We start from the raw sequence: 13,401 nt of genomic DNA, 5'->3' as shown, positions 1-13,401 counted from the left end.
GTCCAATGAAGGTTAGTTATATTTGATACCTTAATACCTGCTCCTAAAGCCTATCGTTCTACAGCTATAAGGCATTCTTTTCTATTTATTTACGACACAGGATATAGGTAGCTCTTCTTTACTGGCTTTTGTCTCCAATGTCTATACTTATGTTTAAAGTAACCTTTTTAAAATCATTTCTTTTTTAATGATTAAAATCCAAAGCAAAAAGACCCCTATGTGGAGTCTTTTTACGTTGGATTAATTATGCTACTTTATGAACGTTAGCAGCTTGTGCTCCGCGTTGACCTTGTTCAATGTCAAACGTTACTTTTTGACCTTCTTCTAACGATTTAAAGCCTTCACCTTGAATAGAGCTGAAATGTACGAATACATCGTCTCCGCCTTCAACTTCGATAAAGCCGAAGCCTTTGTCTGCATTAAACCATTTCACTGTACCTTGTTCCATAATAGTGCCTCCTGGTGTGGAATACTCCACGGTTGTATTACTACCCTTGTCCAACCATACTATCTTAAGATAAAAAATTCTATTGAAGAGATTTCTCTTCTCTCAATCCTATACCGAACAAAAATAATTAATTTAATCGTAACATACGGAACCGCAGATAGCAAATACAGGAAATGGAATAAATCATCGAACGATAAAAAGAGCCTTCTCTTTGTAGCTCTATACAAAGAGAAGGCTCTTTTTGAGTGTTCCTATTTTACGCAGCAGTGAATGTAGCAGCTGCTTATTATTTACTTTATTTTTCTGTTTGCTCTGTGTGCCACCATAATGAATCTTTTGGATTTTCAACCGCTTCATTGTACTCAGACTTAGAAGCAACTGTAGGGTATGAACCTTTCAGTGATTTTCCTGCAGTGTTCGCGAACAGGAACAAGATTACGAAAAATCCGATGATGCTCACAATCGTTAAATAGAATGCTGGAGCTAAATGATTGCCCGTTGCGTGAACTAACCATGTCGCAACTAATGGCGTCGTTCCACCAAAGATAGAAACTGAAACATTAAACGTAATCGCTAATGTTCGGTAGCGAATATCTGTGTAGAACATCGTTGGCAGCGTTCCTGGCATTGTTCCTTCATACGTAGCAAGTAAAACACCTAGAATTAGAATACCGATTGAAATAAAAACCAAACCATTTAAGTTGATTAAATAGAACGAAAAGGCTGACAGTAAGCTCAATCCGCCTAGACCGATTAAGAAAACTTTCTTGTTTCCGATTTTGTCGCTCAGTTTTCCAAACATAAGAGCAAGCGGCACCATTAAAATCATAACTGCCGTAATTAATACCGTACCAACTGTGTTTGATAAACCAATAATTTCATTCAAATAAGAAGGCATGTACGATAATAGCATATAGTTTGTAATGTTAAAGAAAGCCACGGCTACGAAACAAACAAACACATCTTTTTTGTGATTTTTTAAAATAGAGAGGAAGCTTTCTTCTTCAACTTCGTCTTCGTTGGAAAGTTCATTTTCAAAAATAGGTGTTTCCCCTAAACTTCTTCGTAAATAAAAACCAATAAGTCCTAAAGGCAATCCTAATAAGAAGGGAATTCTCCAGCCCCATGAGGCCATCTGTTTATCCGAGAGAACAAAAAACAGTAAGCTGGCTAGCAGTGAAGCAAGAATATAGCCGACAAGTGTACCGATTTCTAGTCCACTTCCAAGCACATTTCGCTTATTGTCTGGAGACGATTCTGCAATATACACCATCGCACCAGCATATTCACCACCAGTTGAAAAACCTTGAATGATTCGTGCAATTAATAAAAGGATGGGTGCCCATATACCGATTTGATCATATGTAGGTAACAACCCAATGAGTAATGTGGAAAAGGCCATTAAAATAATGGTGGTGGTTAAAACGACTTTCCTTCCTAACTTGTCTCCAATTTTACCGAATATAACACCGCCTAATGGACGCATTAAAAAGGCAATCGCAAATGTGGCAAATGTGAACACTAATTTGAGCTGATCATTTTCAACTGCACTAAAAAAGTTTTGACTAATAATAACGGCTAAATATGAATACAAGCCAAAGTCAAACCATTCCATCGCGTTTCCTACTCCTGTAGCAAAGACGCTTTTTTTAGCTTTGTCAATATCTACGACGTTAATTTTTTTCTTGTTAAACTTCATTTCATCACGTCACCTCCGCGGTATACGATTATACAAGACTGAGTAGTAAAGTCAAATTTGACTCACTGTATTTCACATGCAAATGTGTTGGAACACTACTTATTTTTAAGTAAAAAACGAAAACTATTCATGTGATGTTAAATATTAAAAAAGGTTATGGCTAAAGGGTTTGAAGCCAAAAAAAGCTGAGGAAGAAACATTAATAAATAAATGAATTAAAACCAAAATAAACTTTTTTTATTTCAACGTACAATTCGTTGCTACTAAAAAAACGTTTTTTGCCTAAAAATAGGGATCGCTTTTGATGGAATTACAATCGCCGAAATAGTAACTAGTCATTAAAGATAGCGCATTTGGTTTACAATGTTCTTGGTAGCAATTTCCACTCAGGTTATCTGACAATTATTGTTTCAACCCATTAGATATAAGCTTTATTTTGTAATAGATACACTGTTTCTATTACAAAAATTATGTAGCTTCAAAAATAAATATAAAGCTCGTTCTAACAAGTGCAGCACTGGATGATTCGGTCCATAGAATAAAACTTTAAGAGTTGGCTGGGGTTCTAGGGATAGAAATTCAACTCCTTTCTCCTTATAATCGTTCGTGGCTTCAAGTAGGTCTTCTACTGTAAAAGCAAGCGGGTTTACAATGCGACTTTTGGCATATTCTTCAAGTTGAGTATATGACAAATGAATTCAACTTCCTCACCAAGCTGTTTCTCTGGATGTAAAGATGCCATCTCTCCTTTTTCGAATACCCCCTGAGACAAACTTTAAACCTAAATGTATCCGTATTATATTGAATATAAAGATTCACAACTATAACAATAATTTACATATAATACTTTTTTTACATTTTTTCTATGATAAATGAAAACGTTTTACAAAATGCGGCGTGCTGTTTTTAAGTTTTTATTTTCAAGAAATTACTTTTTATGATAAGTCATATTTCTTTAACTGAAGTCACTTTGATACTTATTGACTCTCCCATATCTTAGAAATATCATAAAATAAAACATACTTTTTCGATAAGAATTACATGTTTTATTATACATAGAACTGGAAGTGATAAAAAAGTTTACTGGTTTTGCACAAAGAAAATATAACTTGGGGTGGAAAATGATGAAAAAAATGACTGGTTTAGTGTTAACAATGACTTTTGCTAGCTTTTTATCGGCATGTGCACTAAATAGTAGCACAGATGAAAAAGCTAATAAGGAAACAACTTCTGCTGTACAGACGGCCGACATTAAACAAATAAAAGATCAGGTAATAAAGGCTTCTAACACAGGAAATATTCCAGCCAAAGCGCTAGAAAGAAAAGATACGTTTATTGCTGGAATGTCAGCTCCCGGAGGCGTCTTTTTGCCTTATTTCTACGACAACGGCTGGGATGGAAACGCAACAAGTCCTATCTTTAGCCCTTTAGTAGATTTAGATAAAAACGGAAAACCCATTCCGATTTTAGCAAAAAGTTGGGAAATCTCAGATGATCAGCTTGTTTATACGTTTCACTTAAAAGATGATTTAAAATTCAGCAACGGCTCCCCTCTTACTGCCGATGACGTAGCTTTTACATTAACACTTCTTCACGATCCAGCTTATGACGGATGGGGTGACTTAGCGACCGCTACAATTAAAGGTGGAAAAGACTATAAAGATGGAAAAGCAAAAACAATAGAAGGAATCAAAGTGGTTGATCCTTTAACAATTAAAATCACAACGGAAAAAGTAAACGCAAAAGCTCTTTTACTGCTAGGCGGTATCGTGCTATCAAAAGATTATTACGGAAAAGACTATACGTACGGCCATTTAGATTATTTAAAAAACCTTTACTCTAAGCCTGTAGGATCCGGCCCTTACAAGCTAGAAAAATATATTCCTGGTCAAGAAATACGCTATGTTGCAAATAAGAACTATTATGACGGCCCGCCTAAAGTAAAGAATTTCATTTATAAAGTAACCACGCCGGAAACAACTTCTCAACTATTTGAAGCAGGCGAAACAGACTATGACCGTTTTCCAGCAGAACCGGAAAGCGTAGAGCAGCTTAAAGAGCTAGGTTTTGCAAATATCAAAGTGACAACCGCTAACTCTTATAGCTACGCGTATATTAACAATACTAAGCCGTATCTAAAAGATAAAGCCGTCAGACAAGCATTGATATACGGCCTTGATCGTCAGAAAATTACCGACGTTACATATAAAGGATACGGCACTGTTGCTAATGTACCTGTTTCTCCTGTCTCGTGGGCATACACAGAAGATGGCATCAACAAATATAAATATGATGTCAAAAAAGCTAAAAAGCTATTAGATGACGCAGGATGGAAAGTTGGAAAAGACGGAATACGAGCTAAAGGTGGCACTAAGCTGAAAATCAGTTATTTAACAAGCAGAAATGACGACGATTTTATTCCAATCGCAAAAGAAAATTACAAGGCGCTCGGCATTCAATTTAACCCAGAAGTATTAGACTTTAATACTCTTTTGACGAAGCTGAATAAAAAAGATTACGACTTAGCTGCTGTTTCTACCCCTATGCTTACTGACCCTGACGATGCAGTCGCAGATTTAGCTTCGACTCACCCTGATAATTCAGCAGGATATTCAAACCCTAAGGTAGATAAATTGTTAGAAGAAAGCGTTGGCACTACGGATATTAACGAACGCAAAAAGATTTACCATGAACTGTATAAAGAATTATCTGATGATCCGCCGGTTATTTTACTGAATTACCGTAAAGTTATTCACGCTAATAATGCACGCATTAGCGGACTTAATCCAGATAATTTTACTGGGATTTCTGCGAGCCTTCCAAACCTTTCAATCAAAGAGTGAAGTCTGCTTTCATGTATAGGTAAAAAATAGTGCCTGGTCCTAGCCGCCGGGCACTTTTAGGGAGGAACACGTATTGAAACAATATATTTTTTATCGATTTTTACAAATGATTCCTATTTTAATTGGCACCTCTTTTCTTATTTTTGTTCTTTTTGCTTTATTGCCCGGGGATTATATCGACTCAAATCCTAAACTGACTCCGGAAAGAGCTCAGGAACTACGAGAATTATATGGACTTGATAAGCCGATTTTAGAAAGATACGTAAGGTGGTTTACAGATTTAGTAAAAGGTGATTTTGGTTTTTCATTAAAGTACCAAGAACCTGTAACGTCATTATTAAATAAATTCATTTGGAACTCATTTCTTATAGCTGCAGTTTCTCTATTTTTCACCTGGACAATCGCTCTATTTACAGGGGTTATTTCAGCTGTAAAACAATATTCTTGGTTCGATGGCTTTGTTACACTTGGTGTTTTTGCTGCTATGTCATTCCCTTCTTTTTTTATTGGTTTATTGCTTATTAAATTTTTTGCTGTTGATTTAGGGATTCTTCCAATTGGAGGGATGATTGATACAGGCAGTAATACAACAAAGCTAGCTTATCTGCTAGAAGTGAGTAAGCACATGGTGCTCCCGGTGGCGATTTTGACACTTCTAAGCGTAGGTTCATTAACTAGATATTTTCGTACCGGAATGCTTGAAGTCATTCGGCAAGATTATATACGAACAGCACGTGCAAAAGGATTAAAAGAACGTTCTATCATTTTTAAGCACGCGTTAAAAAATGCGTTGCTTCCTGCTATTACACTGTTAGCTTTTGAACTGCCCGGGCTATTTTCCGGTGCGATTATCACTGAACAAATTTTCAACTGGCCCGGGGTGGGCAGAATTCAGCTCGAAGCATTAAGCTTTAGGGATTATCCAGTCTTAATGTCTTTTACGATGTTACTTTCTTTCTTAACGATTATAGGTAACTTTTTAGCAGATATTACATATGCAGCGGTCGATCCGCGAATCCGGTTAAAGTAGGCGATTATTGTATGGAAACTTCATTAGTAACAGATCAGCCGCAAAAAGACGCAGTTTCAAAACCAATATCACTATGGAAACAAACGTATATGCGGCTGCGAAAAAATAAATTAGCGATAAGCGGATTATTCTTTTTGCTTGCCATGATTGCTTTTAGTTTTATTGGCCCTTTGTTTTCTCCTTATGTCAACAGTACTGTAAATGTTAATTTAATGAATCATCCGCCAAGCGCAGAGCATTGGTTAGGTACAGATAAGTATGGAAGAGATGTACTCACCCGCTTGATGCTTGCTGGTCAAATTTCTCTCACTGTAGGAATTGCTTCTATGATTCTATCCGTTTTAATTGGCTCTGTTTTAGGAGCTGTTGCTGGTTTTTACCGAGGTATCATTGATCAAGTGCTGATGCGGCTAGCTGACATATTGATGTCTATACCTGGCCTTCCTCTTTTGTTGATCATGGGCGCTATTTTATCAGAATGGAAAACGCCTTCTGAATACCGTATTTATATTATTATGCTAATGCTCAGTTTAATTGGCTGGCCTGGACTTGCAAGGCTTGTTCGCGGCCAAGTTCTTTCACTGCGTGAACAGCCTTTTATTCAAGCCACACAAATATTAGGTTTAAGCGATAAAAGAAAGATTTTTTATCATTTAATCCCTAATATTTTCCCTTTGTTACTGGTCGTTGCTACTTTAAACGTAGCAGGAGCTATTCTAAGTGAGTCTGCTTTAAGCTATTTGGGGCTAGGCGTGACTCCCCCTACACCTTCTTGGGGAAATATGATTGATGCAGCTAATAATTTAGTTGATTTTAAAAAACGACCTTGGCTTTGGATTCCACCAGGCGCTGCCATCTTTTTAACGGTCATTTCTATTAATCTTCTTGGAGACGGTTTAAGAGATGCGCTTGATCCTAAAATGAAAAGGTAGGTAATGAATAGATGAATACACCTTTACTAGAATTAAAAGACTTACACACCTCTTTTCATACGGAAGAAGGTACGGTTACAGCAGTAAACAACGTCAGCTTTTCCATTACCCCTGGTGAAACGGTATGTATCGTTGGTGAATCAGGATGCGGGAAAAGCGTAATGGCTCTATCCATTATGCAGCTACTTTCTGATTCAGGGGAAATTACAGATGGTCAGATTTTATTTAATGGATCCAATCTATTAGAAAAAACAAAAAAAGAGATGAGAAAAATTAGAGGAAAAGACATTGGGATGATTTTTCAAGAACCGATGACATCTCTAAATCCAGTATTCACTATTGGAGACCAAATTACCGAGACTCTATTAGAGCATCTATCTATCAGTAAAGCTGAAGCTTATGATAAAGCCATTGAACTTGTTACGCTTTTAGGGATACCCAATGCTAAAAAAATAGTAAAAAGTTATCCGCACGAGCTAAGCGGCGGTATGCTTCAGCGGATTATGATTGCGATTGCACTCGGGTGCAACCCTAAGCTATTAATTGCCGACGAACCTACTACTGCTCTAGATGTAACGATTCAAGCTCAAATATTAGATCTATTACAAACTATAAAACATGACCTTCGTACATCGATCTTATTTATCACACATGATCTCGGCGTTGTAGCTGAAATGGCTGATACCGTAATGGTGATGTATGCAGGTAAAATCGTAGAAAAAGCACAGGTAGTTGAGCTATTTCAAAATCCAAAACATCCCTATACCAAGGGTCTGCTTCGCTCAAAACCGGTTATCGGCAAACGAACACAAAGGCTGCATTCAATACCAGGGCAAGTACCAAAACTTACAGACCTTACAGAAAGCTGTTATTTCAGCCAGCGCTGTGAACACTGTATGGATATTTGCAAAACAAAAGCGCCTCCCTTCATTTCAGAAAACAATCATTACACAGCCTGCTGGCTTTATAAGGAAGGTAAAGATCAATGAGTGAAACGCTGTTAGAAGTAAACAACTTAAAAAAATTTTACTCCTCCAAATCTACGTTATTTACATCAGCAAATGAACAGGTAAAAGCAGTGGACGGAGTAACATTTTCAATTAAAAAAGGTGACATTTTCGGATTGGTTGGTGAGTCAGGAAGCGGTAAGTCTACTTTAGGAAAAACCATTTTAAGACTTCATAATAAAACAAGCGGAGACGTATTTTTTAAAGGAAAGAATGTTTTTAAGCTGTCAAAAAAAGAGCTGATTCATTACCGTTTGCAGTCACAGCTCGTCTTTCAAGACCCTTTTAGTTCTTTAAATCCTCGAATTAGAATAGGCGAAGCGATTGGAGAAGCGATGATTGAACATAAGTTAGCTTCACGAACTAACGTAAGAGATCACGTCTTGTCGATTATGGAAAAATGCGGTTTATCTCCTTACCATATAGACAGATACCCACACGAATTTTCAGGCGGACAGCGTCAGCGAATTGTCATTGCCAGAGCCATGGCTTTAAATCCTGAATTTCTTGTAACAGATGAACCGGTATCTGCACTGGATGTATCAATTCAAGCTCAAATTATTAATTTGTTTAGTGAACTTCAAGAAAAAGAAAATTTGTCTTATCTGTTTATTTCACATGATTTGAGCGTCGTCGAGCACCTGTGTAACAAGGTTGCTATTATGTATTTAGGAAATATTGTGGAGCAGGCATCAAGAGATGAATTATTCAAAAATCCACTGCACCCTTATACAAAAGCGCTGTTATCTGCCATACCGATACCTGATCCAACCATCAAAAGAGAAAAAATCATTTTGAAAGGTGAAATACCAAGTCCGATTACCCCTCCCTCTGGGTGTAAGTTTAGGACAAGATGCCCGATAGCCCAGAAGAAATGTGCAGATATTCCACCTGACTATAAAGATGTCGGTTCTAGTCACTTTGTAGCGTGTCACTTTGTATAAAGACTCATTAGAAAAGGTTGAGACATAAAGAAATCTCTCCAATTTAAGACGAACAAATGAGATAAATAATTTAGTATGAATCGCTTGTTACACTTCTTTTGATTTTCGTGCAAGACTTCGCTGTCCGCGGGAGTCTTCGTCTTGCCCTCCAATCAAAAGCTAGAAGCAATTGAATACATGAAACCTCTATTCGCCTTAACAATGAAAAAATCCGAACGAGTTTGATTCTCCCTCAAGAATCAAACTCGTTCGGCCCTTCCTTTAACAAAAATACTTTTGCTCCAGTCCCTTCTTGCTGTAGGTGAGAAACTTTTCCCCTAGCTTTCTTTTAAAAGAAATATACTCATACGAGATAAAAGCATAAATTTATCCCCCAACCGTTGAAAACTGATTAACTGGACGCAGCAAACCTAAATTTTAAGTTTACCATTTATAATTTGGACAAGATAAAATTATAAAAATAGATCTCCGATTAGACTGCTTAAAGTCGGAGATCTATTTGGATGTTTCTTATTTTATTTTTTAGTAAGGCTGCCATTTCGCTCTAAAATAGGTACTTCAATATCTACCGTGTTTGGATATTTAACTCCAAGCCCTGTATTTAAAGCCACAACCGTTTCGTTTTCTTTGATCCATCCTTCTTCTCTTAAACGGCGTGCAGCTAAGAATGTAGCAGCACCTTCAGGACAAATGAACGAACCTTCAAGCTGCGCAACCTTTTTTTGTTCCTCCACAATCTTATCTTCGTCCACCGCAATCGCGCATCCATTTGTATTGTAGACTGCTTCTAAAACAAGAAAGTCCCCGATTGCTTTTGGTACGTTGATACCAAAGGCGATGGTTGAAGAATCCGGCCAAAATTCAGATTCTTGTTTTCGTTCATTCCATGCTTTTACAATAGGCGCGCAGTTTTCAGCTTGTACCGCAACTAAACGAGGAAGATCACCTTTAATCCAGCCAAGCTCTTTTAACTCATTTAACGCTTTATAGATTCCAATTAAGCCAACGCCTCCTCCTGTTGGATATAAAATCACATCAGGAAGATTCCAAGAAAACTGTTCAGCAATTTCTAAGCCCATAGTTTTTTTACCTTCGATTCGGTACGGCTCTTTAAGCGTAGAAGCATCATAAAGACCCCATGCTTTAATAGCCTCACCGACAATTTTACCCGCATCGCTGATGAGTCCATCGACTAAGTAAAGGTCAGCTCCAGCGACAGCACACTCATTTCGTGTAATAACAGGCGCATCTTTTGGCATCACAACGGTTGCTTTTATGTCAGCGCGCGAAGAATACAGCGACCAAGCAGCTCCGGCGTTTCCATTTGTAGGCATGGCTAACTGTTCAACGCCAAGTTCTTTTGCTTTTGACACCCCTACAGCGGCGCCTCTAGCTTTAAATGATCCCGTTGGAATAATGCCTTCATCTTTCATATATAAGTTTGGAATGTCCATTTCTTTACCTAGCTTAGGCATTTTTATAAGCGGAGTCATCCCTTCGCCCAATGAAACAACGTTTTCTGGATCTTCTACTGGAAGAAGCTCATGATATCTCCATAAATTTGGTTCCCTGCTTTGAACATCTTCTGGAGTCAAGTTAGGTTTCAATCTCTCTAAATCATACGCTACCAATAGCGGTGAGCCACATTCACATAATTGATGTTTTTCTTTTGGACTATATTCTTTTTTGCATTTAGGACAATATAAGTGAGAAACATAACTAAACGGCATCATACACACTCCTTTAAATTCTGTAAACATAATAACATATATAAAATATAATTTATAGTATTTTTATCAGAATTATAAGGTATGACTTATTCATGGTTTTATAGATCATTAATAAAAGCGTAAAAACCTTAAAATATCAGGGTTTTTACGCTTTTTCTAACACTGCTTATATTACTTTTTTTAACATTAAAACCATCAATTTTAGATAAAAACCCGAAGAATAAACAAAATCCACACTTTACTTATAGGAATAATTGTTTTAGTATGTAAAAAGATATTTTAAGGAGGTATTTTAGGTGAATGCACTTTCGATAGTGAATAAGCATAATAATAGCATGTGTACTTGTCTAATTCTCAAAGGTTACTAAAGCAAAAACAATACTACACTACAAGGAGAATTGGACAGATGGCTGCAAAAAAGAAATTTAAGCTTAATTTAGGATTAAAAGTAATTATCGGATTAATTCTTGGATTGATCGTTGGTTATGTTAGTAAAGAAGTTGGTTTAAAGTTAGAAATAGTAGGAAAAGCGTTTATCCAGCTTATTCAAATGGTGATTGTCCCTCTTGTTTTCCCATTGATTGTATTAGGAATCACAGGGATGCATGATACAAAAAAGCTGGGACGAGTAGCGTTTAAAACGCTTCTCTATTTTGAGATTGTGACTACAGTATTAATTATATTAGGAATACTCATTGCTAAAGTAACAAATGTAGGTGGACATATGCATGTAGGTGCAGTGGATACTTCCTCGTTAGGAAACCTAGCAAAAGGCATCGACTTTGGAGAGTTTTTCTTAAGTATTATTCCAAGCAATATTGTAGAAGCAATGGCACAAGGAAAGCTGTTGCCGATTATTTTCTTTGGTATTTTTGTAGGGTTAGCTCTTACATCACTTGAAGGTAAAGCGAAGCCGGTTATTACATTTTTTGAAGCATGGCTACAAGCTATGTTTAAAGTAGTAGAATACGCGGTATCGTTTGCCCCAGTTGGCGTATTTGGATTTATCTCATTTAGCGTGGCTAAATACGGGATTGGCAGCTTGCTTTCTTTAGGCCAATTTGTAGGTATTACGTATTTATCTTTTGCCATTACGGCATTTGTTGTGTTTCCGATTATCGCACTTATTTTCCGTATCCCTTATAAGGAACTGTTAAAAAGAACCGGAGATTTGATTTTATTAACGTTTACAACGCGCAGTTCAGAGGCTTCTATGCCGCTGCTCATTCATCGATTAGAAAAGTTCGGAGTGTCACGTTCTGTCACTTCTTTTGTATTACCAACCGGCTACTCTTTTAATCTAGATGGAGCTAGCATCTATATCAGTGTAGCAATTATTTTTCTTGCCAATGTATATAACTTACCTCTTAGTCTTGAACAAATTATTGTGATTATTGGTTTATTAATGCTTATGACGAAAGGATTAGCAGGCGTCCCTTCAGCTGTCATCGTTGTACTGTTAGCTGCGGCTAAAGAAATTGGCTTACCTGCAGAAGGAGTCGCTTTATTATTAGCAGTTGATTTCTTTGTAGACATGGGCCGTTCAGCATTAAATGTCGTAGGAAACTCTTTAGCTACGGTCGTCATCGCAAAATCTGAGAAGTCATTTCATTTTAATGCCGAGGATAAATAACCATACCCCCTCATCATTCAAAAACACGATAGTGAGAAAGAAGTGTTAGTTTGTTTAAACAGAAAAAATCTTTTGAAGAACTAGTAAAAGAAAATAAACAAGCATTATTAAAAGATAAAAAAGCAATGGAGAAAATCGAAAAACGTATTGAAAAACGCCATGAAGTGATAAAGCTAACTTAGTACAGTTAGCTTTATCACTTTATTTTGTAATCATATCTTTTAGCAAACTTACTTAATCAAGTAAGGGATTTCTATAGAATATACAGCTTTTATGCATATGTTTAACTTTGTCAAAGTATCTTTTTTATAAGAAATTGACATTTTAGTAAGGTACCTTTATTATTTGATAAGGTACCTTATTTTTATTTCAAATGAATCCTTCCTATCTTATTATAAGGATAAAATTTTTTATGTAGATAAGTGCAGCGTTAAATTAGTAAGGAGGCTTTTATCATGAATGAAAGAGATAACGAATATTTACACGAGCAAGATTTGATTGATCAATTTTTCAGGTTCCAGAGACAGCTGGCAAGATACCAGCGACACTACTTTGTTAATCGAAGAGATGCTGGAGCACTAGGTGATCAGCACCGGGGGCAAGGACGGATATTAAAATTATTAAAATTGCAGCCTAAAACTACACAAAAAGAGCTGTCGTACTTACTGGATATGAGACCTCAGTCAATAGGTGAATTACTTAGTAAGTTAGAAAGAAAAGGTTACATTGTTCGTACGCCATCTGAGAAAGATCGGCGAGTACTTTCCGTTGAGCTAACAGAAGCTGGACTAGAAGCTATCGAGGCTACGGAGGAACAAGACAATAACTCAGGCATCTTTGATGTTCTTTCAGAAGAAGAGCAGGATACTCTTTCACATTTAATGCAAAAGTTAAATACTTATTTAGATGAAGAAATGTTAAAACAAGGTCATGATGAAAATCAAGAATTTCGACGCCATAATGACCTACGAGGATTTGGACCTCACCACAGATTTTTTGGTGGTGATCCAGAGCATGGTCCAAGAAGTTTTGGGCGCGGACCTTGGGGAGACGGTGCTGAATTTAGAACACCGAGATTTAGAAACCGAAATCCCCGAGAGACTAATAGAGATAATAACGAGAAATGATTCACATG

At 36.8% G+C, this 13,401-nt stretch carries 12 protein-coding genes; 8 read left to right on the top strand and 4 right to left on the bottom strand.

Annotated features, from left to right (window positions below):
- Window positions 1–244: 244 nt before the first annotated feature.
- From SCI76_RS23430 to SCI76_RS23420, 3 genes are all read right to left on the bottom strand, one after another.
- On the bottom strand, window positions 245–448 hold the full coding sequence (locus SCI76_RS23430) for a cold-shock protein (RefSeq protein WP_014459099.1): 204 nt from the start codon (window positions 446–448) through the stop codon (window positions 245–247).
- A gap of 295 nt (window positions 449–743) precedes the next feature.
- Window positions 744–2,147, bottom strand: a complete 1,404-nt coding sequence (locus SCI76_RS23425; RefSeq protein ID WP_033580232.1) for an MFS transporter — start codon at window positions 2,145–2,147, stop codon at window positions 744–746.
- A 431-nt stretch (window positions 2,148–2,578) separates the two neighbouring features.
- A complete protein-coding gene (locus SCI76_RS23420; RefSeq protein ID WP_155404462.1) occupies window positions 2,579–2,839 on the bottom strand; it encodes a hypothetical protein in 261 nt (86 codons plus the stop codon).
- Between the two features lie 429 nt (window positions 2,840–3,268).
- Between SCI76_RS23420 and SCI76_RS23415 the strand changes: the two genes are divergently transcribed.
- The 5 genes from SCI76_RS23415 to SCI76_RS23395 all read left to right on the top strand — a co-directional run bounded on the left by SCI76_RS23415 (window position 3,269) and on the right by SCI76_RS23395 (window position 8,903).
- Window positions 3,269–4,990: an ABC transporter substrate-binding protein gene (locus SCI76_RS23415; RefSeq protein WP_155404461.1), complete on the top strand. Its 1,722-nt coding sequence runs from the start codon at window positions 3,269–3,271 to the stop codon at window positions 4,988–4,990.
- A 73-nt stretch (window positions 4,991–5,063) separates the two neighbouring features.
- On the top strand, window positions 5,064–6,020 hold the full coding sequence (locus tag SCI76_RS23410) for an ABC transporter permease (protein WP_048019514.1): 957 nt from the start codon (window positions 5,064–5,066) through the stop codon (window positions 6,018–6,020).
- 11 nt (window positions 6,021–6,031) lie between these two features.
- Window positions 6,032–6,952, top strand: a complete 921-nt coding sequence (gene opp4C, locus SCI76_RS23405; RefSeq protein ID WP_048019513.1) for an oligopeptide ABC transporter permease — start codon at window positions 6,032–6,034, stop codon at window positions 6,950–6,952.
- An 11-nt stretch (window positions 6,953–6,963) separates the two neighbouring features.
- The gene (locus SCI76_RS23400; protein WP_048019512.1) at window positions 6,964–7,941 is read left to right on the top strand and encodes an ABC transporter ATP-binding protein; all 978 of its coding nucleotides are present in this window, start codon (window positions 6,964–6,966) and stop codon (window positions 7,939–7,941) included.
- Window positions 7,938–8,903 (top strand): ABC transporter ATP-binding protein, encoded by a 966-nt coding sequence (locus SCI76_RS23395; RefSeq protein WP_048019511.1) that lies wholly within the window; start codon window positions 7,938–7,940, stop codon window positions 8,901–8,903. The genes SCI76_RS23400 and SCI76_RS23395 overlap by 4 nt, the downstream gene beginning before the upstream one ends.
- Before the next feature lie 515 nt (window positions 8,904–9,418).
- On the opposite strand, the gene SCI76_RS23390 is transcribed toward SCI76_RS23395, so the two are convergent.
- Window positions 9,419–10,633: a threonine synthase gene (locus tag SCI76_RS23390; RefSeq protein WP_048019510.1), complete on the bottom strand. Its 1,215-nt coding sequence runs from the start codon at window positions 10,631–10,633 to the stop codon at window positions 9,419–9,421.
- Window positions 10,634–11,039: 406 nt separating this feature from the next.
- Between SCI76_RS23390 and SCI76_RS23385 the strand changes: the two genes are divergently transcribed.
- From SCI76_RS23385 to SCI76_RS23375, 3 genes are all read left to right on the top strand, one after another.
- Window positions 11,040–12,266 carry a dicarboxylate/amino acid:cation symporter gene (locus SCI76_RS23385; protein ID WP_168761051.1) on the top strand — a complete coding sequence of 409 codons (1,227 nt, stop codon included), beginning with the start codon at window positions 11,040–11,042 and terminating at the stop codon, window positions 12,264–12,266.
- A 50-nt stretch (window positions 12,267–12,316) separates the two neighbouring features.
- Window positions 12,317–12,448 carry an FbpB family small basic protein gene (locus tag SCI76_RS23380; protein ID WP_013058107.1) on the top strand — a complete coding sequence of 44 codons (132 nt, stop codon included), beginning with the start codon at window positions 12,317–12,319 and terminating at the stop codon, window positions 12,446–12,448.
- Window positions 12,449–12,721: 273 nt separating this feature from the next.
- Window positions 12,722–13,393, top strand: a complete 672-nt coding sequence (locus tag SCI76_RS23375) for a MarR family winged helix-turn-helix transcriptional regulator (protein WP_016766587.1) — start codon at window positions 12,722–12,724, stop codon at window positions 13,391–13,393.
- Window positions 13,394–13,401: the final 8 nt, after the last annotated feature.

This window comes from Priestia sp. HNGD-A6, assembly GCF_045784335.1.
Taxonomy (GTDB): domain Bacteria; phylum Bacillota; class Bacilli; order Bacillales; family Bacillaceae_H; genus Priestia; species Priestia zanthoxyli.
Note: the sequence above shows the minus strand (reverse complement) of the source record. Positions and strands in the feature narration are given on the sequence as shown.